At 41.6% G+C, this 25,102-nt stretch carries 21 protein-coding genes and 4 pseudogenes; 16 read left to right on the top strand and 9 right to left on the bottom strand.

The annotated features are described in order from the left end of the window. Positions 1-37: 37 nt before the first annotated feature. A complete protein-coding gene (locus L2D08_RS24375; protein WP_309241433.1) occupies positions 38-367 on the bottom strand; it encodes an N-terminal phage integrase SAM-like domain-containing protein in 330 nt (109 codons plus the stop codon). After that, positions 349-573 (bottom strand): Arm DNA-binding domain-containing protein, encoded by a 225-nt coding sequence (locus L2D08_RS24370; protein WP_309241432.1) that lies wholly within the window; start codon positions 571-573, stop codon positions 349-351. Before L2D08_RS24370 ends, L2D08_RS24375 begins: the two co-directional genes overlap by 19 nt. Before the next feature lie 267 nt (positions 574-840). On the opposite strand from L2D08_RS24370, the pseudogene L2D08_RS24590 reads away from it, so the two are divergent. The 3 genes and pseudogenes from L2D08_RS24590 to L2D08_RS20205 all read left to right on the top strand — a co-directional run. Further along, positions 841-960: pseudogene (locus L2D08_RS24590) on the top strand (OmpL47-type beta-barrel domain-containing protein); the annotation flags it as partial. A 3-nt stretch (positions 961-963) separates the two neighbouring features. Next, entirely contained in the window at positions 964-1,335 is a 372-nt protein-coding gene (locus tag L2D08_RS20210; protein ID WP_242236596.1) for a hypothetical protein, read from the top strand. Between the two features lie 554 nt (positions 1,336-1,889). Next, positions 1,890-2,729, top strand: a pseudogene (locus L2D08_RS20205) (lysophospholipase); the annotation flags it as partial. Between the two features lie 153 nt (positions 2,730-2,882). On the opposite strand, the gene L2D08_RS20200 reads toward L2D08_RS20205, so the two are convergent. Continuing rightward, the gene (locus L2D08_RS20200) at positions 2,883-4,157 is read right to left on the bottom strand and encodes an ATP-binding protein (RefSeq protein WP_242236592.1); all 1,275 of its coding nucleotides are present in this window, start codon (positions 4,155-4,157) and stop codon (positions 2,883-2,885) included. A 418-nt stretch (positions 4,158-4,575) separates the two neighbouring features. On the opposite strand from L2D08_RS20200, the pseudogene L2D08_RS24585 reads away from it, so the two are divergent. Both L2D08_RS24585 and L2D08_RS20195 read left to right on the top strand, forming a co-directional pair. Then, a pseudogene (locus L2D08_RS24585) lies at positions 4,576-4,797 on the top strand (transposase); the annotation flags it as partial. Between the two features lie 431 nt (positions 4,798-5,228). After that, entirely contained in the window at positions 5,229-5,543 is a 315-nt protein-coding gene (locus L2D08_RS20195) for an MTH1187 family thiamine-binding protein (protein ID WP_242236590.1), read from the top strand. 70 nt (positions 5,544-5,613) lie between these two features. Here L2D08_RS20195 and L2D08_RS20190 read toward each other — a convergent pair whose 3' ends face one another. Continuing rightward, entirely contained in the window at positions 5,614-6,453 is an 840-nt protein-coding gene (locus tag L2D08_RS20190) for an aldo/keto reductase (protein ID WP_242236589.1), read from the bottom strand. A gap of 240 nt (positions 6,454-6,693) precedes the next feature. Here L2D08_RS20190 and L2D08_RS20185 point away from each other — a divergent pair, with 240 nt between their 5' ends. Then, complete coding sequence (locus L2D08_RS20185) at positions 6,694-7,821, top strand: NAD(P)/FAD-dependent oxidoreductase (RefSeq protein ID WP_242236587.1); 1,128 nt, start codon at positions 6,694-6,696, stop codon at positions 7,819-7,821. Between the two features lie 281 nt (positions 7,822-8,102). Further along, complete coding sequence (locus L2D08_RS20180) at positions 8,103-8,957, top strand: dimethylarginine dimethylaminohydrolase family protein (RefSeq protein WP_242236586.1); 855 nt, start codon at positions 8,103-8,105, stop codon at positions 8,955-8,957. A gap of 321 nt (positions 8,958-9,278) precedes the next feature. On the opposite strand, the gene L2D08_RS20175 is transcribed toward L2D08_RS20180, so the two are convergent. Next, entirely contained in the window at positions 9,279-10,187 is a 909-nt protein-coding gene (locus L2D08_RS20175) for an NAD-dependent epimerase/dehydratase family protein (RefSeq protein ID WP_242236585.1), read from the bottom strand. A gap of 272 nt (positions 10,188-10,459) precedes the next feature. Beyond that, positions 10,460-12,037, bottom strand: coding sequence for an FAD-dependent oxidoreductase (locus L2D08_RS20170; RefSeq protein ID WP_242236583.1), 1,578 nt, complete (start codon positions 12,035-12,037; stop codon positions 10,460-10,462). 501 nt (positions 12,038-12,538) lie between these two features. Here L2D08_RS20170 and L2D08_RS20165 point away from each other — a divergent pair. From L2D08_RS20165 to L2D08_RS20150, 4 genes are all read left to right on the top strand, one after another. Continuing rightward, on the top strand, positions 12,539-13,594 hold the full coding sequence (locus tag L2D08_RS20165; RefSeq protein WP_242236582.1) for a Gfo/Idh/MocA family oxidoreductase: 1,056 nt from the start codon (positions 12,539-12,541) through the stop codon (positions 13,592-13,594). 193 nt (positions 13,595-13,787) lie between these two features. Beyond that, positions 13,788-14,789, top strand: coding sequence for a LacI family DNA-binding transcriptional regulator (locus tag L2D08_RS20160; protein WP_242236580.1), 1,002 nt, complete (start codon positions 13,788-13,790; stop codon positions 14,787-14,789). A 392-nt stretch (positions 14,790-15,181) separates the two neighbouring features. Further along, positions 15,182-15,997, top strand: coding sequence for an alpha/beta fold hydrolase (locus L2D08_RS20155; protein ID WP_242236578.1), 816 nt, complete (start codon positions 15,182-15,184; stop codon positions 15,995-15,997). Between the two features lie 126 nt (positions 15,998-16,123). Beyond that, on the top strand, positions 16,124-16,756 hold the full coding sequence (locus tag L2D08_RS20150; protein WP_242236577.1) for a CPBP family intramembrane glutamic endopeptidase: 633 nt from the start codon (positions 16,124-16,126) through the stop codon (positions 16,754-16,756). A gap of 328 nt (positions 16,757-17,084) precedes the next feature. On the opposite strand, the gene L2D08_RS20145 is transcribed toward L2D08_RS20150, so the two are convergent. Next, positions 17,085-17,339 (bottom strand): DUF1292 domain-containing protein, encoded by a 255-nt coding sequence (locus L2D08_RS20145; protein ID WP_242236576.1) that lies wholly within the window; start codon positions 17,337-17,339, stop codon positions 17,085-17,087. Between the two features lie 392 nt (positions 17,340-17,731). Here L2D08_RS20145 and L2D08_RS20140 point away from each other — a divergent pair, with 392 nt between their 5' ends. The 4 genes and pseudogenes from L2D08_RS20140 to L2D08_RS20125 all read left to right on the top strand — a co-directional run. Then, entirely contained in the window at positions 17,732-18,421 is a 690-nt protein-coding gene (locus L2D08_RS20140; protein WP_242236574.1) for a metal-dependent hydrolase, read from the top strand. A gap of 558 nt (positions 18,422-18,979) precedes the next feature. Continuing rightward, positions 18,980-19,129 carry a hypothetical protein gene (locus tag L2D08_RS20135; protein ID WP_156153524.1) on the top strand — a complete coding sequence of 50 codons (150 nt, stop codon included), beginning with the start codon at positions 18,980-18,982 and terminating at the stop codon, positions 19,127-19,129. A 47-nt stretch (positions 19,130-19,176) separates the two neighbouring features. Beyond that, entirely contained in the window at positions 19,177-19,917 is a 741-nt protein-coding gene (locus tag L2D08_RS20130) for a spore coat protein (RefSeq protein WP_242236571.1), read from the top strand. A gap of 258 nt (positions 19,918-20,175) precedes the next feature. Further along, positions 20,176-21,858, top strand: a pseudogene (locus L2D08_RS20125) (acid phosphatase); the annotation flags it as partial. 247 nt (positions 21,859-22,105) lie between these two features. Here the strand turns inward: L2D08_RS20125 and L2D08_RS20120 are convergent. Further along, entirely contained in the window at positions 22,106-22,594 is a 489-nt protein-coding gene (locus L2D08_RS20120) for an immunoglobulin-like domain-containing protein (protein ID WP_242236570.1), read from the bottom strand. A 451-nt stretch (positions 22,595-23,045) separates the two neighbouring features. Between L2D08_RS20120 and L2D08_RS20115 the strand changes: the two genes are divergently transcribed. Then, positions 23,046-23,915 carry a cation diffusion facilitator family transporter gene (locus L2D08_RS20115; RefSeq protein ID WP_242236569.1) on the top strand — a complete coding sequence of 290 codons (870 nt, stop codon included), beginning with the start codon at positions 23,046-23,048 and terminating at the stop codon, positions 23,913-23,915. A gap of 181 nt (positions 23,916-24,096) precedes the next feature. On the opposite strand, the gene L2D08_RS20110 is transcribed toward L2D08_RS20115, so the two are convergent. Next, positions 24,097-25,074 (bottom strand): metallophosphoesterase, encoded by a 978-nt coding sequence (locus L2D08_RS20110; RefSeq protein WP_242236567.1) that lies wholly within the window; start codon positions 25,072-25,074, stop codon positions 24,097-24,099. Positions 25,075-25,102: the final 28 nt, after the last annotated feature.

The raw sequence follows: 25,102 nt of genomic DNA, 5'->3' as shown, positions 1-25,102 counted from the left end.
AAATATTTTTAATTCATCAGCTGTTAAAAAGTTATACCTAGGCTTTTTTTATATCCGGAATCGTGATGTTAGAAAAGCGGGTGCGCGGGATGATCTCATTATCTACTGCTGCATTTACTGCTATCTTAAAGATTCCGTGAAACAACTGGACTGTTTTAGGCTCATGTGATTTTGACAGCTTGTTAATAAAGTCACGTTTGTATGTGGCTTTATCGAACTTTTGCAGACGATATTTGCCGAGAAGCGGCTTTATGTGAAGCCTGATAATATACTCTCGCTGAATCTGAGATGAAATTTTCCACTCGTTTTTGCGGGTTTCATACCACTGATCCATCCACTCGGCTACAGTTAATTGATCAACTTCCACTTTTTGACGTTACCATTAACAATCTCCGTCTTAACCTGCAGTAATGCTCGGATAGCCGCATTCTCGGAAGTGAAGCCCTGGCCAGACTTTTCTTTTCGATTTCCAAGCGAATCATAATCCCGATAACAGAACCGCCATTTCTTTTTACCCTTTTTATCTGTGTAGAACGAAACTTCCGGCTCTTTTTTCGATTTTGTTGATTTCATTGTCATATTCTCCTTTTCGTGTGGACAGACGCTAGCTATATAAGAAGAATGGCATCACAGCCTTTCAAATACTATAGCATTGGACAAGTATAGAAGTATTGATAGCGCAGGTAACGTAGAGTCGTATAAAATTTTGAGGTTAACTTAGACAAAACAGCTCCTATAACAACGATTGGCCCGGTAAAAGATGGATGGTATAACACTGATATAAAACTAACACCTGGATCTACAGATGATCTATCTGGTCTTGCAACCATATAATACAAAATAAACGAAGGTGAATGGTCGACATATCCTAACGCCATTGCTATCAGTGAAGAAGGAATTAATAAAGTTCAATACAGAAGTATAGATAATGCAGGCAACGCTGAAAATCCTAAATCAATTGAAGTGAAAATTGATAAAACAGCACCGACTTTAAATGTTTCTCTTGATCAATCAGTTGTCACAGATAGAAATCATCAGTTGGTTCTTATAAGTGCTATTGTAAAAGCAGACGATCACTTATCTGGCGTTGCTTCATACGAATTAATATCAATAGTAAGTAACCAATCGGATAATGGGAAAGGTGACGGGAATACTACCCAAGATGTACAAGGCGCAGAATTTGGTAAACCTGATACAGACTTCTTAGTAAGGGCTGAAAAAAGCGGTAATGGTCAGCGTGTTGACTCCGTTACTTACAAAGCTGTAGACAGTGCAGGAAACTCAGTCACTACTTCTCAAAATATCGTGGTGAAGCACAATAATTCTAAAAAATAATGATTAGAGGGCAGTGATACTTTAGTAGTATTGCTGCTTTTTTATTTTTCAGAGAGCCTTGTCGTGGTGTTATATACAGAAGTGAAGGGTGAATGTCTTAGCCTGCCATTCCTGCGGCTGGACAAGAGGGAAGGGCAACTCAGTTTGATCACCCGAACGTCTTAGGAGATGACAAACCTCATAAGCAAATCCTTACCACTATTATGTTGTAGATAAATTTTCATTAAGCAGAATCGTCGTAAATGAAAAAATTGCCCAAAAAGGGATAGTATTTAAAACACAAGTTTAGGATTGTGTAGGAAACTAGGAGATTTACATAGAATAAACCTATAATGTTGGATTGTTTTAATCGAATCTTTTTTTTGCGCATTCTTCTTTATCGTACAAAAATAAAGGTCACCTACAGTTAGAAGCGATTTATAAAACCGTAAAAGGTAAAAGTAAGGGGGGAGTTCACATTGGTAAAGCAATCAGCGTTTACGTTTCTATCCAACGATGGGATGGATTTGTTCGCAAGTAAATGGATAAAAGAAGAACAATAAAAGCCGAAAGCCCTTGTTCAGATAGCTCATGGTATGGCGGAACATATTATGCGGTACGATTCCTTTGCAAAGGAGCTGGCTGCTCAAAATATCTTTGTGTATGGGAATGATCATCGTGGTCATGGTGAAACGGCAAAAATGGCAAATAGTTATGGATATTTTTCTGATGAGCGTGGGTTTGAAAAAGTCTTTCAGGATATGCGTACCTTGACCACTATTATGGAAAACGAGCATCCGGGTGTCCCTATCTTTTTGTTTGGCCATAGTATGGGGTCTTTTTTATCGAGGCGATATATTCAGTTGTTCGGAAACAAGCTTTCAGGCGTAGTTTTGTGCGGAACGGGAGGAAACCCGGGAATAATGGGGAAAATCGGAATCATGATTGCCTCTAGGGAAAAGAAGAAGAATGGAAGCAAGACACCTAGCCCGTTGCTAAACAAGCTTACATTTGGGAGTTTCAATAAAGCGTTCCGGCCAAATAGAACAGAATTTGATTGGTTGAGCAGGGATGAGAGGCAAGTGGACAAATATATTGAGGATCCTATGTGCGGAGGGATCTTTTCCACGGGTTTCTTCTTTGACTTCCTTAGTGGTCTTGAGACAGTACATAATAAAAAAAATATGCGTTCCGTTCCTTTAGATCTTCCGATTTTCCTGATATCCGGAACTAAGGATCCTGTAGGAGGGAAAAATGGAAAAGGAGTACTAGAAGCTTTTGAGTCATTTAAGCAGGTTGGCATTAAAGATGTAAGTTATAAGTTATATGAAGATTCACGTCATGAATTATTGAATGAAATTAATAAGGATGAAGTACAGAGGGATATTATAAATTGGATTAATAACCATTTCTAATTTAATCGCCACAGTTATAAGTAAAAGCCATATCAGTGTAATGTGTAATGACTGATACGGCTTTTCTTTATTAATTACTTTTTATTTGTGACTTATCTTTTGCAAGCCCAGCCATCTTTGTCATAATTATGCTTTAGATCATGGGCAGGTCGGCTAAATCGACTTTGGAGCCACTGGAAGAACAACGGAGAAGCGTGTGCCCTTACCTGGTTTGCTATCAATAGTTATATTACCGCCCATAGATTTTACAACGCTATATACAACCATTGTTCCCAGTCCAGTGCCTATATCTTTAGTTGTAAAAAAGGGGGTTCCCAAACGCTCAAGTTGCTCCTTATTCATTCCGACTCCTGTATCTGATATAGTGACCGTAGCCTCATTACCAAGGCGGTTTAAACTAATTTTTAGTTTTCCGCCCTGGGGCATTGCTTCAATTCCGTTTTTTAAGATATTTATCAGGCACTGATGAACCTTTTCTTTTTCACCAGAAATATAAACATCTTCTTCTAACTTCATTTCTATTACTACATTATTCATAGCAGCATAAGGCTCAATAAAATTTTTAAGGCTTATTAATTGTTCGTGAAGGTCTAATATCTCTATATTTTCTAATGAAGGTTTTGCAAACGTAAGATAATCCGTGATCGTAGCCTCAGCTTTTTCTAATGCCTCCAAGGCTGTATTTATATAAAATGTCTTGTCTTTATCTGAGAGGTTGGGTTCACGTAACAGTTGAAGAAATCCTTTAGTAATAGTTAAAGGGTTACGGACCTCATGAGAAATGCTAGCAGCAATTGTGCTAACGGTTTTTAGCTTTTCAAGTTTTTTTATCTCATTAGAAAGGATTTTATTCTTCTTTGCTTTTTCATTAGCCAATACGAAGAATAAGACCCCGGTAGTTTGAAGTATGACAACAATCACGATGAATAAAAGATAATCTAAGGTAAAAACTGCTGGGGATAAAAGCGGAACCGCTATTGATGTAATTAATGCACTAACTACGGAAGTGCCCGCAGCAATTAACAGCTTTCTTTTTAGGCAATCAACCTTTCTAAAAAAAGGAATGACGAGAAACAATAAAACACATATAGAAGAATAAAGGAGGAAGGCTATATGAAAATTAGGCACCCCTAAGTACAAGCGGTAACCTAACAAAATCCCTGTCAAAATTAAGGCAACTTTACGTCCTCCGTATAATGCTCCTACAACTAAAGGAACTTGCCTAAAATCTATAAGATTTCCTTTGAAAATGGTAATAGGAAAGCTCATACAAAAAATAGTAAAAACCCCGCAAACAAACGTAATGACAAGCGTGCTTGTAAACTTGCTGGTTTCTCTTTCAAGAAACTTAAAATAAATAGAGAAACAAAAATAAGCTAAAAAAACATTTAGCAAGTAGGTATCAGAGTTTTCGAAAAGAATGTTCAACGTAATAACCTCAATTTTTCAGTAATTCCTATAATAAGTCTGTTTAAAAGGACTACTAATACAATAATAAAAAAGGACAAAAAATACTATAAAATAATACATGTTTATACCTTATTTTTTTATGTTGTATCTAATTGCTTCCAGGGTGTCATACAGCTGCTCTAATATTCCTTCTTCTGATTGGGCAGTTTTTAGAAAAAAGAGCTCTAGCGCCGAATTGTTAAAAAATTATATATCATAAAAGAGAAGGAGATTTTCCGTACATAATGCCCATCATTTGGATCTCCCAGAAGGCAATACGTTCCTCCGTGAGAGCATGCTGGAGCCTCCACACTTATCTGGACAGAAAAATTAAGGTCACGTACACTTGTCCTAAAACAGATGAGGAGCTCCAACTAGGACAAAGCGAGAACGCCGCACATTCACGCCCGAGTTCAAAAAGCAAATGGTGCAGCTATACCAGAATGGAAAAACGAAACGAGCCATTATTGATAAATGTGGTCTGACTCCGTCATCTCTTGATCGGTGGATCAACCAGGATGAAACTTCCGGTTCTTTTAAAGAGAAAGACAATCGTTCTCCTGAACACCTATATGATCAGTCTCCTGTATTTCCTCTCGGCAACGCGGACACGCCGTAATCATTTTCTCTTTCTTCATATTATCGATTCCCTTGTTCAAAGATAACAAAAGGATTTTCTATTTGTAAAAACACGATAAGTAAGCACATACTTGGAAAAAGGATATTTGGCTTGAGAAGAAAGGAAGCTGAAGACGTTATGTATAGTAAAAGAAAAAGAGTCCATGTAAGGACTCTTTTTTAGAGCGTCTGTCCAGGAATTAATGTCCCCACACATATTCCCCCAGAATAATGGGGGAGAATACAGGAAACTACAAAGTGCAAATTAAGCCAAAGTCCATTCAACCTTGATGCATCACGGATTGTGGGCCTTTTATTAGAAATTTTACAAGCTAATATGACTATAAGTTATAATGGTAAAAGCGTCTGTCTATATTGGATAGATGTCAGTTAGCTTCTTGATTGAAATACATAAAAGGATTGGTGAACAAAATGGCAATCGTTGATGTAACGGTTATTCCTGTTGGCACACAAACACCAAGTGTCAGCAGCTATGTGGCAGATATCCAAAGAGTATTAAAGGAATATGAGGAAAAAGGGGAGATACGTTTTCAATTGACACCCATGAATACGATCATCGAAGGCGATCTGCCTAAATTGTTTGAGGTGATTCAAGCGATGCACGAAGTCCCTTTTGAAAAAGGACTTGCCCGAGTGTGTACAAATATTCGAATCGATGACCGTCGTGATAAGAAGCGTAAAATGGAAGATAAAGTCGAGCGGATAAAGGGCCTGCTTGAAGAATAAGAACTCTTGAGCGTAATGGAATCTATAGAGAAACAGGAGAACCAATCAGTTCTCCTGTTTTTCATTTTCTTTAAAATTCTTCATATACAGCGGGATCCTGATTGTTAATTCTGCCGTCAGGGCGGGTTAATTCTGAAATCAGGCTCATTTCTGTTTCATCGAGAGAGAAATCAAAAATAGAGATGTTTTCAATTTGCCGCACAGAAGAAGCGGATTTCGGGATAGAAACGGCTCCCAGCTGATAATGCCAGCGTAGGACAATCTGTGAAAGGGACTTGTTATGGTGCTGGGCCATTTGCTGAATGGTCTCATTTTCTAACAGATGATTTGCCCGGGCTAATGGACTCCAGGATTCTGTCACAATGTTATGCTCTTGATGCCATTTTCTTTGCTGCTCCTGATTGAAAAATGGATGCAGCTCAATTTGGTTGACGCTTGGCTTAACGCCCGTTTCTTTTTCTAAGCGCTCAATGTGCTCAGGCAGGAAATTGCAGACACCAATGGAACGAATAAGCCCCCATTTTTGAGCGTCAATTAAGGCCTGCCACGCTTCTACATACAAATCCTGCTTCGGGTTAGGCCAATGAATCAAATATAAATCGTAATAATCGAGGCTGGCGCGATATAAAGATTCTTGAATGGTTGTGACAGCTTTGTCATAGTGTTGATAACGGCCCGGCAGTTTAGAGGTAATTCGCAATTCCTCTCTTGGAACAGAGCTGCGCTTAACCGCTTCGCCCACAGTTCCTTCGTTTTCATAATTATACGCAGAATCAATAAGCCGGTAACCTGCATGAATGGCATTTTGGATCGCGCTGGCACCTGCATTCCCGTTAAGCGCATATGTACCCAAGCCTATAACCGGCAATGTTAGCCCGTCATTGAGTGTAATCTCTGGAACTTTATGCATGATCCATCCCTCCTTTAAGTATATTTCCATGTTACCATAATTAGGAATGAGTGTCAGGGTTAGCGCAGCTGGGATCTTTAAAGCAGATTACAAACCATAAAGCAAATAGTAAACAGAACACCAGCAGGATCATTTCGTTTCGCAGCCAGACACATGCCGCTTTCTTTATACAATCCTTTGCGATAAGTTATAATACATAACAGGAATGAAACGTTCATGATGATGGAAAGGTTTGTGTGTATGAAAAAGGTTATAGTAGTGGGAGCAGGAATTCTCGGGGCATCAGCAGCTTATCAATTAGCGAAACTGGGTGCTGAGGTTCTGATTATAGACCGCAAAGATAAAGGACAGGCGACCGATGCAGCTGCAGGCATTATCTGCCCTTGGCTGTCGCAGCGGCGCAACAAGGCCTGGTACCAGCTCGCAAAGGAAGGGGCACGTTTTTACCCTGGGTTGATCGAAGAACTGAAAAGGGAAGGCGAGACAGAAACGGGCTATGCCCGGGTCGGCGCTCTCAATGTCCATCACGACATAGAAAAAATCAGAAAAATGGAAGAGCGTGCCGAAACACGAAAAGCAGATGCACCGGAAATCGGTGAGACTGTGTTGCTTGATGAAAAAGAAACCCGGGATCGATTTCCATATATTTCTGAACAATACCAGTCTGTTTATGTGAGCGGAGGTGCCCGTGTGGACGGCCGTGCGCTGCGCGATGCGCTATTGCGTTCCTCTCAAAGAAACGGTGCCATCCTTGTAACGGGGAATGCTGTACTTCAATACGAGGCGAACCGGGTAACAGGAGTCACGGTTGGCAATGAAAGCTATTCGGCTGACGAGGTGATTGTTTGTGCAGGTGCCTGGGCAAATCAGCTGTTAGCACCTTTAGGCATTGATTTCAAAGTAAGCTTTCAAAAAGCACAAATTTTGCATGTGGAGGTTCCGGAAGCGTCGGACACAAGCACATGGCCTGTCGTAATGCCGCCTTCTAATAAATATCTTTTAGCTTTTGATCACCAGAGGGTTGTCATAGGGGCGACTCATGAAGATCCTGTAGACGGTTATGACACACGCATCACGGCAGGCGGGATGCAGGAACTTCTGGACAAAGGCTTAGAAGCAGCGCCTGGTTTATCGAATAGTACGTTTCAGGAGATAAGGGTTGGTTTTCGTCCCTACACTGCCGATTTCCTTCCGGTGATAGGTCCTATCCCTGGCTGGGAGGGTCTTATCGTAGCGAATGGGCTTGGGGCTTCTGGTTTAACGACGGGGCCATATCTCGGGAATCAACTGGCAAAGATGGCGCTCGAAATGGATATAAATATCGATATTAGTTATTATGATGTTCAAAAAGCAATGGGGGACAATTGATCTTCCATTGCTTTTTGTCTTTCAAGAGAGATACCTCACAGAGTGAACGTGTAAGCTGGTCGGCACTGCCATATATTCAGCGAGAATAAGCTTTTTTGTGTTGGGATTTGCAGGACAGCGGTTGGAGGGTTTAATACAACATGGAAATTTATACGGTGTTTTAGTAAAAACCATCTACTTCTTCTCAAAGTGGATGGTTTTCTAATTTTATTTCATTTATTTATGAATACTTAACAAAAGGGAAGACTACATAAAACAGTACGTTTTAAGAGGAGTTAATCATGGAAATATTGTCAAAAAAATTTGGGAATATACAATGCAACAGTGAATATGAAGAACTGCGCCGAGTGATTTTATGCGAGCCTCAATTTATGACTATACGGGATGTGATTAATGAAACGCAAAAATATTATAAACATGAAAATATTAATATTGACCGTGCAATACAGCAGCATAATCAGTTTTGTCAGCTTCTTAATGAACACGGAATAGAGGTGATTAAGCTTACGCCTTCTAAACAGTATCCGGAGCAAGTCTTTACTAGAGACATCGGGTTTACAATCGGCCAAAATATTTTTACTGCTGAAATGGCCGCGGACATCCGGCAGGGAGAGGAACATGAGCTGAAAAAATGGCTTGAGTCAGAGCAAATTTCTTATCACGCCCTAAGCGAAGATTCGATTGAAGGCGGGGATGTCATCGTTGATGGACAAAATCTCTATGTCGGGATCAGCAGTCGAACAAATAAAGCATCTATTCAAGAACTTACGCGTTTATTACCGGGATACGAGATCCTCCCTATTTCTTTAAATCAAAGATATTTGCATTTAGACTGTGTTTTTAATATTATTTCACCAGAAGAAGCATTAATTTTCCCGGAAGCCATTGACAAAATTACAGTAAATATGCTTTCATCAAGATTCGATTTAATTGAAGTAACTGAAAAAGAGCAATTTACACTTGGAACAAATGTACTTTCAATTGGACGAAAAAAGGTATTTAGTCTGATGGGAAATCATGATGTAAACAATCGCCTCAGGGAGCGGGGGTATCATGTAATTGAGGTTGATATCACAGAGATTATTAAATCCGGAGGCTCTTTTCGCTGCTGTACATTGCCGATTCTGCGTGGATAAGACAAAAAGCTTCAACGGATAACAAGCAGGTGCTGTGAAGTCATTTGCCTTGGCAGATGGGATCGGGGCGTCCGGTTTAAGGTTGGGGCCATATCCCGGGAACCAGCTGGCAAAGACGATACTCGAAATGGATTTAAGCATAAATATAAATTATTATGATATTTAAAAAAGCAATGGGGATAGTGAATCCCCCATTGCTTTTTGCCATTTCAAAAACACTCTTTCCTTATTTAGGAGAGGGAGCTTTCTTTTATCCAAGTTTTCATATTCAGTTTGTTTCATCCAGTGCAAAACTGGAACCGGTTTGTTATTAAGATCCTTTTATATATCCGTATTTAGTAAAGCAAGCTGGTCCTCCGGCAGTGCCTTGGTTTTACCATCACTATTGAGAACATTGCGCCATGTGTAACGCGGTTCATAGCCAAGGACCTTCCGGGCTTTATCGATGGCCATGAGAGTCTCATGTCCTTCTACAGGCCTCTTTAAAGAGACATCCGGGAAAAATTTATCCACTAATTCCTGACTAGTTTCTGGGAAAATGGTATCTGGTGCCGTTATATGAAATATGTCAAATCCTAAATTATCCTTTTCGATTGCAAGCAGGCAGGCTCTTGCAGCGTCCCTGACATCACAATAGGCCCACGCATTTTTCTTTTGGACATCCCTTTGTCCTTCTTCACTCCAGTGCATGATAGGGATTTTCTCGTATTCATCCGGCTCATACATATTGGCAAAGCGAAGCGCCACAATTTGTGTGTTCGCAAGCTTGTGGAACATTTCGGAAAGGATTTCAGTCAGCCGTTTTGCCATTGCGTATGAAGACTTCACGATGGAAGGGTGTTCTTCGTCCACAGGCAGGTAACTTAGATCTTCTGCAACAAAAGGATATCCCAGAACAGTCTCACTGGATGCCCACACAACCTTAGGGATTTTAAGGTCTTTACAAGCTTCAAGGATATTAAAATTAACAAGCATATTATTTTCAAATATGGCCTGGGATGTATTCCGCACATCGGTAGGAATATTCCCTAGGTGCACGACTGCATCACACCCTGCTAAAAGCTGGCAGACCTGGCCATAATCACGTAATTCGGCCTGGATAAATTTTTTTGATTCAGATTCTTCCCTTAATTTTCTATCTGTAGCAATAACGTCATGACCAGCTTCTAATAGAGTTCTTACAGTCCATCGGCCAACTTTTCCTGCTGCACCTGTTACCACTACTTTCATTATTTCACGCTCCTGTTTTTACATTTCGATATCAGTGTAATACAGTGAAATTTTTGTTTTAGAAATGTGATCAGAATATAGTAAAAAATACCGAAAAGCGGCTGTCTTCTCAGTAAGTTACACCCAATATCTTTGTTAGAGTTCCCTGTTGCCACTGTTTTATTAGCAGGAGTTCCATATAGAAAATAATGGTGGGCAGGCACTTGTCTGCCACCGGTATCTGAAAAAAAGCAAACCGCAGCGAATTGCTTCTGCTGCGGTAACATCAACCGTTAATAGCCGGAATCTTCTGAGGTAAGATTGTCCAGCATACGATGATCGTATTGCTGCAATGGTTTTTCAGCTGGACCTTCAATTACTTCTCCTGTATACGAAAACCTGGAGCCGTGACATGGGCAATCCCAGGTACGGTCGCCGTTGTTCCATTCGACTTCACATCCTATATGGGTACAGGTTGTATCTACAATATACAGTTTTCCTTCCTTATCTTTATAAGCACCTTTTCTATGTCCTTTGACAGTAATTACGGCACCTTCACCGTTGGATAAGTCTTGAGCACTCTTAGCAGGTAAATCAAGTTTTCCTTTAATTAAATGGGCAGCTACATTAGCATTCTCTACTAGAAAATTTTTCAGGCTTGGATGTGCATAGAATCGCGAAGGTGTATATAAATCTTGGTAAACATTCTTTTTGTCCAAAATGATATCCCGAAAGAGCAGAGCGGCGGCAGTCCCATTAGACATTCCCCAGTTCCGGTAACCGGTAGCAATCAAGATATTTGGCTGGCCTGGAGTTATCTCGCCGATATAAGGCATTTTATCAAGGGTGGTCAAGTCCTGGGCCGACCAGCGGTATACCATTTTATCAAAACCAAAAACCTGCTGGCCAAAGGTCTCTAAGGCCTTATAATGTTCCAGCGTGTTCCTTCCTTGGCCAACCTTATGACTCTGACCGCCAATAAGCACGATTTCTTCTCCATTAATCGTTGCAGAACAGAGTGAACGTGTCGGCTGGTCGGCACTAATATACATTCCGCCAGGATATGCTTTCTTTGTCTTGGCCGCCAGAACATAGGAGCGAACCGCATACATTCTTGTAGAATAAAACCCCAGTCCTTCATAAAATGGAAAATGAGAACAGGCCAGAACGTAGCTGCCCGTGGCACGTCGCCCCTCACGGGTAAGAACGGTTGGCTGCTTACCAGTTTCAATATTAACGGCCGTAGTGTTTTCAAAGAAAAGTCCGCCTTTTTCCGTGATAATTCGGATAAGGTGGGCCAGGTATTTAATGGGATGAAATTGAGCCTGGTTTTTCATAATCAGCCCATTTTGTATATCTATCTCGAAAGGAATCGTGTCAATCAGCGCACCGTCTATACGGATATTTTCATAAGCTTTTGCTTCCCTTTCAATTCTGCGTGCGTATTGATCCGTAGCAGCGTATATACAAGCGTCCTGCAGGCTGAAATCACAATGGATTTGATGTTGTTCTACGGTTTTTTTGATGAAGTTTAGGGCTTCTATATTGGCTTCGTAGTATAACCGCGCCTTACCCTTTCCGAAATGGCGAATGAGTTCATCGTATATTAGCTCATGCTGGGCAGTAATTTTAGCGGTAATGGTTCCCCTTGGGCCGTTCAGCAATTTCCCTGCCTCTAAAACGGCAACCTTCAGGCCTTCCTTTGCTAAAAGGTAAGCAGATGTGATTCCGGTAATACCGCCACCTACAATAACCACGTCTACATGAATATTCTTATCTAAAGAAGGAAAATCCGGCAAATCAATAAAACCTCTCCAGTTTGGCTCAGGAACCTGCGGTAATGCTCCGCTCTCCTGATCGTTGTCAGTCATAGAAAATCCTCCATACGGTATTTCGATTATATTAGGGTTTCCTTTTATGAAAGAAGTATACAAGGTCTACAATCAGCGAAATGTAGGTTGTTGAGTAAACGTTTTCCTTGAAGAGGATGAATTAAAATTTATTTTATTCATCCTGTTTAAGTGGGAATTTACTGGCGTGTATACTTTAATTAGTGAGTCATTCAGAAAAACCTATTTTTTCTTTCATTTTTTTTACAAATAAAAGATTGACTTTTATAAAAATGAGTTATTATAATAACTCCATAAGGAAAACGTTTACCTTAGTTAAATCTTTATTTGAATATTGTTTAAAATCAATGTATATGATCCATTTGCTATCAACACAAGTTCCGCGAATGAGTGATTGAGAAAACCTTAAGTATTTGGCTTCAAAAGTAAGCGTTTTCTTATTGTGGAGATGTAAGGTATGCCTAAAAGTTTATCATGACAAAGCGTTCATAAAATTTATGAGGGATAGGAAGGTCGGGAGATATGATAGCGAAAATAAAAGTAGGTATTGTCGGATTAGGCAGATTAGGCAGACAGCATGCGGAGAACTTAGCATTTCGGATTCCCCATTGTGAATTGCTGGCTGTTTGCAGTGTGATTCAAGAAGAAGCCGAACAAGCAAGAAAAGACTGGGGTATTCCGTATGCCTACACGGACTATGACGAAATGCTGAAAAATAAAGAGCTAGATGCGATCTTTATTGCGTCGCCATCTGGATTTCATTGTGAACAGATTGAGAAAGCCTTGAATGCTGGCTTCCATGTATTCAGCGAAAAGCCGCTTGGATTATACCTGGAGGAAGCATTGCGTGTCCAAGAGGTCGTAAATAACCATAAAGAACAGATTTTCATGATCGGTTTCATGCGCAGATATGATAAGTCATATGCGTACGCAAAAAAGAAAATTGAAGAAGGAAAAATTGGAGAACCAGTTTTAGTTCGCTGCTATGGGCTTGATCCATCAAAAGCGATCAATAGTTTTATGCAGTTTGCAAAAAATAATTACAGCGGCGGTTTATTTTTGGACATGGCCATCCATGATTTAGACCTGGCCAGATGGTATTTAAGCTCGGAAGCCAAACAAGTATGGGCCATTGGCGGCGCATATGAATACCCCGAATTTGAGCAGTTAAACGATGCAGAAACGGGTACCGCACTGGTGAAATTTGAAAACAATAAAATGGGCATTTTTGTCGCCGGCCGCAATTGCGCCCATGGCTACCATATTGAAACCGAAATTATCGGTACAAAAGGTACGTTGCGGATTGGAACAACGCCTGAAAAAAACATGGTCACTGTGTTTGATGATGCGGGCGCTGTAAATGAATGCGCAGAAGGATTTTTAGAGCGTTTTGAACAGGCCTATTTAAGTGAAGCAGAAGAATTTATTTCCTGCATTCGGGAAAACAGACAGCCAAGCGTTATGGTCGAAGACGGTGTCCTATCGACAGCTCTTGGGTATGCGTGCAAAGAATCATTTGAAACAGGCGAATTGGTCACAGTCCAGTCTCCTTATAAAGCGCTTTCTTCATCCTCTTAATTGAAAGGGCATGCTGCTTGTTATCCGATAGCCAGCATGCCCGTTTTTTATTTCCCTTTTATGAAGCTATACGAGGTAGTTGCCTGACAATAGCTTGAATATAATGGGTGGCCGTTTGCATGGTATAATACCATAAGAATTTACGTTAATAAATAATATATAGGTTAAAAGCAGTAAGGAAAGGAGGGACATGATGAAAGTAAATATACATAGCGTCGCTCGAGAGGCAGGTGTTTCGATTGCCACTGTTTCAAAAGTGATCAATCACACTGGAAGTATTAGTGAGCAGACAAGAAAAAAAGTGCTGGCAGCAATGGATAAACTTAATTATCATCGCGATATAGCGGCGGCTTCTTTAAGAGGCAAGCGAACAAACGCCATTGGGCTGCTTGTTCCGGATATCTCTAACCCTTTTTATGCGGATATTGCGAGAAGTATTGAAGACCGCAGCCATGAGCTAGGATTTAGCGTGATGATGTGTAACACAGATAATGATACCGACAAGGAAAAAACCTATTTATCACTCTTAACCAGCCAAAGAATTGATGGTTTAGTGGTCGCTTCCGCTTTCCGAAGCACGGACTTGCTTGAAGAGCTAATGGAGAAACAAGGGGTTCCGATTGTGTTAATCGCTTCTGAAATCCCGAAGCTGTCTATCAATACTATAACAGTTGATGACTATAAAGGGGGCTACTTGGCTGCTTCCCATTTGTTGTCTTTAGGTCATAAAAGAATCGCTATTATTGCTGAAAATGTTCGGAGCAATGAGCCGCGGCTGGCCGCATTTAAACATGCGATGCAGGAAGCCGGGCTGCCTGTGCCGGATGATTACATAGTAAAAACGGAAGCTTTAATCCAAAAAGGATACGAAAGTGCCAAACAGCTTCTTTCATTGAAGGAAAGGCCTACGGCTATTTTTGCCTGCAATGATTTATTGGCTGCCGGAGTCATACAAGCTGCTAAAGAAAGAGATCTGAGTATCCCGTATGATTTATCGGTTGTGGGATTTGATAATACGGTATTGTCCACTACAACTTCCCCGATGCTGACAACCGTTTCCCAGCCGATAAAAGAGATGGGAGCAAAAGTCGTTGAGCTATTAATGCAGGAAATGGAGGCATCCCGGCCTTATAAGGAGCGACTGCTTCTTTCTCCAAAGTTAATTGTCAGGCAATCAACAGCTTCTTTGCCTTAAAGAAGATTGTTCTTGGGGAGTGTAGACGGGAAGTCTTAAACAAAAGCCAACCATTTAATTAAAAACAGTGAAATGATTCCCTATGGCAGCACTTGCTTAGGGGATCTTTCTTTGTTTTTGAAACAGTTTTGGGGGAAGAACCTAAAACGATACATTTTCACTTAGCATGTAACGCACAGAAATGCTGGCTAAGGAATGAAAAACACGCTTGATCACAGTATAAGAGCAGTAATATTTAGGAGCATTACTATGACATGCTTTTTTCGACACTGCGTTTTGACACGCTGAAAATTAGGGTATTCGAAAAAGACTATGAAATGAAATAGAATGCAACATGTGTTTTTTCCGTTATCTGTTTCTTCATTTTTCTGTTTTAGGAGGGAAATCCGCTTATGCCATATGCTGCTATCCGTGAAAATCTTTCACTGTACTATCATGTAAAAGGGAAAGGAATGCCAATTGTCTTTATCCATCCGTTTGTGATGGGCCACAATGTTTTTAAACATCAGGAACCCCTCGCTGACACATATAAAACCATCTTTTATGACCTCGCAGGCCATGGCCAGAGCTCAAGAGGAACAAGTCCTTTATCCATCCAGCTTCTTGCGGAGGACTTGAAGAAACTGCTCGATCAAATTGGCATTGAAAAAGCGGTGATCTGTGGATATTCACACGGCGGCCTGGTTGCCCAGGAGTTCGCCTTAACATATCCCGAGCGGACACTGGCAATAATCTTGTCCGGTGGTTTTTCCGAAATAAATAATCTCACACCGAAAGTTTTCATTAAATCAGTGATGGCCCTGGCAAAAATCCGGCAAATCGGCCTTGCTGCAAAACTCCAGGCAAAGCTGAATAAACGCTTTCCAGAAGATGAGAAAGAGATTTATGAGTACGCCCGAAAATCAGATGCTGCGCGTTCGTATGAATTTTGTAAAACAGGACTGCACTACAAATCCACTAACGCCCTTCACCGATTGAACATGCCAATCCTGCTCGTATACGGATCGCTGGAAAAGCCCATGCATCATTACCGGATTCCTTTTCAGCAGGCGGCGCCTCAAACAGAAGTGGTATATATACAAAACGGAACTCATCAGATTCCACCAAGGTCTTTTTCGGAGTTCAATGCAGTTGTGGACCGCTTTTTGCAGCCAATCAGAGAAAGATACATGCAGGAGCAGAAAAAGAAAGAGACGGAGTTCTCCTAAAAGGAAGGAAAATAAAAGCAGCATCAAAAGCATTTAAAAAATCTGTTTTTTTATCCATCAGAAGCTGGACTTTTGGTGAAATAAGAATGCCATTAAAGCAAATACAAAACAGCCTCGGGGGTTGCGATGAAGAATTTCGTGCGCTTAATAGGACCATCTTTAATGATTTTGATTGGGCTGCAGCTGCTGGAAAGTGTCGCTGTCACATTTGTGCTGTTTTACAGCTGGCTGCTGGCTGTGCCGCTTATCGATAAAGCTTTCCCGAAAGAAATAGTACAGGTAACAAAACAAGCGGTTATTTTAGGATTTGGAAGCGGGCTTCTGTTTTTCCTGTTCGTTTTCGGAGGCCTGAAATGGCTGCATACCTATCTTCTGGATATCGGTGAGCTCCGTACACTGCTTTTGAAATGGGGGTTCTCTGGCCCCGGAGAGATCGGACTGGTCTTGGTGCTTCTTCTTGCAAATCCGATCTTGGAAGAATGGTATTGGAGAGGGTATATATATGAAAAGCTGAGAGCAAATGGGAAAGCAGTATACACAATTTTGATGACCGCCTCTTTCTATACGCTTTATCATCTCCTTTCGGTGATCCCGATGTTTCAGGGAATATCCAGCGTTGCAGCAATTCTGCCTGTTTTAATTGCCGGGATTTTCTGGGGATATACAAGAGAAAAAACAGGATCTATTATTGCAGCCGTGATCAGCCACGTATTGGGAGACCTCGGAATCGTCGCGTCTTACTGGTTTATTCTAAGGTAAAGGAGGATATATGGCCGGTTTGAAATCCGTCCCAGCCATGCAGCGGCAGACTGGGAAGGTGCCTTCATTTGCTTACGGCAGATGTCTTTTAATTATTAAATCCTGAGCCAAAAAAGAGGATATAAGATCAGTTTTAGTCTGCGATCGATATTTGCTTTAAAAACTTTCACAAGCTTGGGACAAAGGGTTTATCGGCATTAGAAGTGAAAAACCGCCTGCTGATCGAATGGCAGACGGTCACGGCTTAGAAAGATACCTCCTGATTGTTCAAGAAGACCCGGGTCAAGCTTTGTGATGGGTGGAATCGTTCGACTTTTGGGTTATGTGCTCAGGATTCTTCAAAGGCGGCGGATATTTTGCGGAATTCTTCTTCATCTTCAATGACGGAAAATTGTTCTTCGTCCTCTATTTTAAGAAAAAAGACGTTGATTTTTTCTGTTGTGTTTTCTTGAATGTCTTCGACAAACCCGGCTGCTGCGTAGTCTGTTCCCTCAAGGCTTAACGTTTCGAATACTTCAATTTCCCGCTCCTGATCATTTTCATCTACAAATGTAATGATATCGCCGGCTACAATTTTTTCCATTTTTGTCCCCCTTAATATCCTTTTATCCTTATTGTTTCTGTTATTTTACCCAATGGTTATCAAAAAAATCTCCTGGTTCACCAATAGATCTTTAGGTACCGTTTCTTTTTTCTGCTTTATCTGACAGGGGGAAGTTCCCTATGCCCAATGGTTCTTCAAGTATTCTTCTGTAAGGTGAATAAATTCTTGTGCTGTATGACTGTGGCTGTTATCTGAACTAAGAGTGATATCCGGATGTACGTGAATAGGATAAATCGCAGCTTGATTTGAACCGTGCTATGGCTAAACCTTGGAACAAGCATATTGCTTGGCAGATTTATCTAAACAATCTACTCTGTAAGAAGAGGTATCCAGCTTCAAGCTGGGGAAGTTAAAGTAAAGGAGGCAGCAGAATGAAAATTACATACCATGGCCAGTCAACTATCTTAATTGAAACAAACGGAAAATCTCTGATTATTGATCCGTTTATTAGCGGAAATGCTGGAGCAAAGGTGAAGGTCGAAGATATTAAGGTAGAGGCTGTCCTTTTGACACATGCACACGCCGATCATATTTTGGATGCAGCACCTATTTCCAAGGCCAATAATGCACCGGTTGTTTCCAATCCTGAATTGGCTGCATATATGTCCTGGCAGGGTGTTGAAACAATTGGAATGAATATTGGCGGTACCTTGGATCTTGATTTTGCAAAAGCAAAAATGACCCATGCTTTCCATAGCTCAGGCATTATTGATGAAGAGAACAAAAACATTCTTTATGGCGGCATGCCGAGCGGATTCATTATTGAAGCCGAGGGAAAAACAATCCTTCACGCTGGAGATACTGGGCTCTTTGGCGACATGAAGATGATCGGGGCCAGACATGATATCGATATTGCCTTCCTCCCAATCGGCGATCATTATACAATGGGACCGGAGGATGCAGTGCAGGCTGCTGAATGGTATAAAGCTAAATTGATTATTCCGATACACTACAATACTTTCCCTGTTATTGAACAGGACGGGGAGGCATTCGTTAAAGCTTTGGAAGAGCGCGGCCTAAAAGGAAAAGTGCTTCAGCTTGGGGAAAGTATGGAATTATAATAAAACGTGAAAAGCTGCTTTCATTGAAGGCAGCTTTTTCTTTTGGAAAGTATCAGCATTTAACCGTTGAATATCCGAAATTTTAATTTAAACGCTTTTTTAATTTCGCGTATATTCTTTCGTAACCTCTTCAAGTCCTAGAATGCCCCAAAAAGAATTTCCCGCTTTTTCAGAGGCATTCTTTGTTCATTTTCCCGGTGGCATCTGGGTACTCCTGCATCATACTCTTTCCCCTAAGTGCGCTGTTTAATACATTCATCTTCTATCAAAAATGGATAACCTGTACATAGCTTGTGCCAACGTATGTTTTATCCAGCGTCTGATCTTATCGATGTGAAGGAAACAGCTTTCATTGTCGTTTTTCTCATTCTTGCACTGAGCAGTAAGCGTTCATTTCTTGGTGATCCTTAAAGTATTCCTATGGGTTTGCTCCATTTATTGATATATCTCATCACGACCGGCATGCTTTCCACATGAGTACGGTCAATCCATATTTTGAAATCCTTTCATGGATGGATTTTATTGATTGATGCAGTCTAATAAGCGGAGGTGAGTTGAATGCTAAAAAACAGAAGCGGAAAAGGCGGCGTGCCGACTGGAGGCAATACAGGCGGCATTGGCGGCGGCCATACTGGTAAAATGGGCAAATCGGACACGGAGTTTTCTGCCGAAAATATCGTGAAAGAAGAAAAAAAACAAAAGAAATAATGGTGGTATCGAGAGCTTTGACATTACACAATAAAGGGGATGTAAATATGCCATTCGGTGCCCACGAAACATTAGAAGTACATGAAATCCTATTGGAAAAAGTTAATGTGATTACCCATTTTAACCTGTACCTGCAGGAAGCACAGGATCCTGAATTAAGGGATCTTATTATGCGCCACCGGCAGGAGGAAATCCGGTCTTATGATGAAATCGTAGCTTATACACATGATTACAATGCGGCAGCGCCTGTGCCTTCGATGACACATGTGAAGGGTATATCTCCGCAAAATATTCAATATGGGTTGAATAATCCTCCGCAGGTTGGGCCCCGTACCGGAGCTGCACTAGGCGACACAGAAATTGCTTCTGCTGTGCTTTGCGCGCATAAAAATGCTGCGAAAAATGGAATGTGGGCCGCCCTTGAAACAGCAGATCCTAATCTGCGCCGTATGCTCCTTAACAGTGCGACAAACTGTGCAAACCAGGCGTATGAAGTATTTTTGTTTATGAACAAGCAGGGGACTTACCAAGTTCCTAAAATGAGCAGTCATACGGCGAAAACATACCTTCATACGTATCAGCCTGCCGGGCAGGCTTTTCAAAACCAATATTCCGGGCAGACAGGCTTTAGCGGCCATACGCCGGGTGCGGGCGGGGGAATGAACCAGAATTTCAACCCGGCTTCCCAGCAAAGCGGTGTTTACGGGGCATTACAAGGTAACAGAAACGCGCAGTATGGCATGAACGGAAACCTTCCGAATCAAGGCATGCAAGGCTATAGTAAATAACGACAGCAAAAATGTGTTCAATCATCCTCCAAGCCGAGAAGAGCAACGTTTTTTATTTTCAAAACAGGCTTGTTTATAGATAGCATTATGTAAGGAAAAAGCCACCCGCTAGTCACTATTGTGACTAGCGGGTGGCTTCTTTATGTGGCTTACAGGGCAGTAAACCTTCATAAAACATCCATAAAACTTTAATAAAACAGAGCTGTTAACTTAACAAAATTCAGATAGTATTTTTATGCAAACAATTAATTGTTCAAGCCAGCACCGCCGTCTGCAGGATATTTTATTGATCACTACAAAACAATAATTCCACCAATAAAACGGAAAGCACAAATACGGCTATTGGGGTATTATCTGGATATAACCAGCTTTGGAAACCCGGTGCTACCTGGGAGGATACAGGCACCAAACTGAACAGCAGTATACTTGACGCCAACATTCAAAAGGTAGTGGATACGGCTGCGCAGCGTACTCCTGGTGAGTCAGATGCGGCTTATTTGGATGATCGCCGGAAGCAGAGCTACAGCGTCATCGATGGTCTTGGCCCACTTACCGATATCTATCGGACAAATGCAGGGGCAACGACTACTATCAACAGTATCCCAGCAGATGCTGTAACAAAAAGATATAATGATGAAGGAACGAATGCAGGGAGCACGAGTTCTAATCTGGGCAACATAGTGAGTTTGGTCAATAGATTACGCGGCAGCTATTCTTCAACGAACCCGGCTAAGGAATACTTTAATTATCCCTGCCCGTTTCGCTGGAGCAGCACGTCTGTTGTTGTGTCAGCCCTTGTTCCCGCTTTAAGTCCGGATCCAAGCAAGGATGGCGGTTTTCCTAGCGGTCATACTAACGCCGCTTATTTGACTGCATACGCGATGGCTTATGCCGTATCTGAACGTTACCAGGAATTGCTTACGCGCGCTTCAGAACTGGGCAACAATCGTATTGTCGCTGGTATGCACTCACCGCTTGATGTAATAGGAGGGCGTACAATGGCAACGGCGCTGGCGGCCGCGATTCTGTCCGATTCAGACAACGTGAGTTTGAAAAAAGCTGCTTATGAGGAAGCGCACACTAAACTATTAACCCAAACCGGTACAGCGGAAGACCGGTTCAGCAATTATGCCAAAAACAAAGCAGAATATACCGGGCGATTAACATATGGATTCGATCAGATTCATTCAACTGCTAAGCCAATGGTCGTTCCTAAGGGAGCTGAAGTCCTGCTGGAAACACGCCTGCCTTACCTTGACAGCGAACAGCGCCGCTGGGTTTTAGCCACTACAGGTCTTCCTTCCGGCTACCCAGTGCTGGATGATATTGAAGGATGGGGGCTTCTAAACCTCTTTGCGGCTGCGGATGGTTATGGGGCTTTTATTCATAACGTGACAGTAGCTATGGATGCTTCTAAAGGTGGGTTCCATGCATTGGATCAATGGCGCAACGATATCTCTGGTACCGGAAAGCTGACCAAAAAGGGAACAGGTACTTTAGTGCTGCAAGGAAACAATACGTATTCCGGCGGTACACAGATCGACAAAGGCACACTTGAAGGTCAATCGGGGACGGCTTTCGGAACAGGTGATGTCACGAACAACGGGGGTACCCTCAAGGAACATATTTCTGGAGAGCTGACTATCGGCGGAGATTACACGCAGTCTTCCAATGGCTCACTTGAGCTTGACCTTCGCAACGAAAATGATGTGCTTAACATCGACGGAGCAGCCATCCTTAAAGGGAAACTGCGTCTTCATTTTTCCGAGAATTATCTACCTGCCGACGGCACCACGATCATCACTTATGATAAGCGCCATCGTAACGAAGTATTTTCTTCCATTGAGACCTTGTACTGCCTAGCCAGTACAAGGTAAGGTTATCTATAAGTCAAACAGTGCTCATTTAAAGGTGATAAAAAATAAACAATATACACCTTGAAAGCTCTCCTGCTTTTAAGGGAGGGGAAGCAACTTCTTAGAACTTCTTTTCCAATACTGGGAGCGCCCGTTGCTGGCAAACAAGAATCCGCTTATGGAAACAGCGTAAAACCTTGATTTATCAAGGCTTGACGCTGTTTTATTTTTAGCTTAAAGGAGGTTAGGCGAGGATTATTCTAATAAAAAACGCAGACCTCATCACCTCAAGGCAGGCTTCTACGGCCAACTGGAATTAAAACCTGTAACTATTAGGAGTTTTCCTGCTTTATGACTTTAAAGGGGACAGCAAGGGTGAAACCCTCTTTTTCATGTCCGTTAGGACTAAAGCTGTCAGTGGCTCGATATTTTCCAGGAGTAAGATCATACTCCAATTCATCGGTGAACAGGATGATCCTCGATGATGCGTGTGGATGAAGCACTTTACTCCGTTTAGTCAGGTAATACGATTTACAGGGCACTTCATACCACGTCCCATCAATATTTTTTTCAAGAAGAAAGTGTTCGCGGTAGCTGAATTCCTTATTGGTGCTGTTTTGAATCTGAAGAACAATACTGTTGCTGAACGTTGTATACTGTTCTTCTTTCATCGTGAGAGTAATCCCGTCTTTTGAACTTAAAAGTTTTTGTAATCTCGACCTTTTAGTCAATTCTTCATCTGGTTTTTCTTGTCCGTGAAAGGAAAACGGCAAAAGGAAAACAGTCATTACGCAAAGAGCGAGGATAAGCTGCTTTTTCACAAGATCTCTCCTTCGGTTGCTTATAAAGAAGTATTCATCTCACGACAAAGTATTGGGTTTTTTCGGCCTGAATTATTCAGCCTGCCAGCAGGGAAAATATTTATAACGGCTGAAACATCCTATCCATCAGCGTGGCTAATTATAAACCGAATATACCGTTACCTGCTTTGCTTGAGTGAGAAGGGGTTTTTCGGAGATGCTAAAACGGCTTGCTTTCTTAATGTTAAGAAGAAAAAGCAGTGATGAGTCAGTATTTTAATCAAGAGACAATGAACAGAAACAAAAAAAGAGATGTAAATGGGTTCTTTTTGCCACATTTTTCAGATTGTTTGCTGAGTGAAACATTATTTATACAGGCTTATTTTTGTTAAAAGGGGCAAAAAGATTGCTGTAGACCCACTCAAATCGGCTCTGGTACGATGTTAAAGAAGAAAAGGCCGGAGGAAAGAGTATGGATCAGAAATATCTTGATTTAAAGATGGGGGAACGGGGAGCCATCCTCAGCATCTTTGTATATATATGCTTATCTGCTTTTAAATTAACAGTTGGTTACATAGCGAACTCCGAAGCATTACAGGCAGATGGTTTAAACAATACAACTGATATTATTGCTTCTATTGCTGTGTTAATTGGATTGAAAATTTCTCGAAGGCCGGCAGATCAAGACCATCCTTACGGTCACTGGAAAGCGGAACCTGTCGCTTCACTGGTGGCTGCATTTATTATGGTTGCCGTAGGCCTTCAGGTTTTGTATACAGCCGCTTTATCTGTTTTTGGCCGTACAACTGAAGCACCTGACCCTATTGCGGCCTGGATAGGCCTTTTTTGTGCGGCTGTCATGTATGGAGTATACCGTTATAACCGGAGATTGGCACAAAAAATCAGAAGCCAGTCTGTCATGGCTGCAGCGAAAGACAATTTATCCGATGCCTGGGTCAGCATCGGAACAGCAGTTGGTATTTTGGGTTCTCAATTTGGTCTTCCCTGGCTGGACCCTGTCGCAGCTGTTGTTGTCGGCCTGCTTATTTCTAAAACAGGATGGGAAATCTTTCGAGAAGCTTCTCATGATTTAACGGATGGCTATGACGAAAATCAGCTCGAGGTTTACAAGAAATCGATTGTTGAAATTCCCGGGGTAAAAGGAATTAAAAAGATAAGAGCAAGAAAATACGGCAGCAGCTCTGTAGTTGATGTTGTGATTTTGGTTAACTCTACTTTGGGGATCGGGGCAGCTCATGATATTTCAGTGGATGTAGAAGATGCACTGACGAAGGCACACGATGTGATTGAAGTACATGTGCATGTAGAACCTAATTACTGATGCGGCTTCTTATACATTGATTTAAGAGGTAAAATCGTTTCAATATTTTACAAAAAAGAAGCAGAAAAAAATACTTTGATGCTGCTAAAGTACAGAACCCAAAGAGGCAAATGGTTTTCCATCCGCCTCTTTGGGTTTTTTTGTTGTAGGAAATAATGATGTTTAGTAAAAGGGTTTGTTTCTATTTTGTTTCTTGAACTTGTTTGCGCTCCGTATTTACTTCAATTGTACGGTCCTGTTCCCGGCCAAAGCCATCAATCTCCAACCGGTCCTTGAATACTTGGATGACAGAGTACGCATTAGTATCAGGGGTGTCAAGCATGCCCTGGAAGTTCACATAGGAAATTCCGTTTTTCTCGCTGTAGTTGCCCGCATGATTGTGACCGTTAAAGTAAGCCACTACATTGCCTGCAGACTCCAGCTCCTGTATGATTTCAGCGTCATTCCATGCGTTATGCTCGTTGGCAGGGTACACCGGATGGTGACCAATCACCACGACTTTTTCATGCTTTTGAGCGGATTTTTGAAGAACGTTATGTAACCATGTCATTTGTTCGGAGCCTACGCCGCCATTCCAGGTCTGGGCATTTGCCGCGCCCGTCGCTTTTAGCCCATTATACATTTGCTCGGCTTGCTGATATTTCTCGGAACCTGCTTCATTTGCATAAAAGCTCAGGTCATTGGTGTCTAACACGATAAAACGCCAGCCTTTTTCGGCAAAGTCATAATATTGATTTTCCATACCTAAAATGTCAACCACTTCATCTGTTGGTACTGCGAAGTCATGGTTGCCGAGCACACTGTATTTAGAACCTTCAATTTTGTTGAAATAAGGAAGAATCGTATCAAAGCTCTCCGCGTTCCGGTCGATGATATCACCTGTCTGGACAGTGAACGCAAGATTATGCTGATTGAGTTCAGCCGTTGCTTCCTGCAGCTTGCCAATTGAATTCCGGTAATAGCGCACGCCCGCTGTATCACAGTCACAATACTGGACGTCTGCAATCAGCCCGAATTCAAAAGAAGGCTTTTTGTCTTTCTGTTCGTTTCTTTCGGCAGATACAGATGTTGAAGCAAATAAAGATAATCCTAATGCGGCAGAGGCACCCATAAACATGAATTTTTGTGCCATGCCTGTTTTTTTGGATTCGATTGACATTTGTAATTCTCCTCTCATTTTTCAACTG

This window comes from Domibacillus sp. PGB-M46 (assembly GCF_022668875.1).
Classification (GTDB): domain Bacteria; phylum Bacillota; class Bacilli; order Bacillales; family Domibacillaceae; genus Domibacillus.
This window is presented reverse-complemented; position numbering and strand designations above follow the sequence as displayed.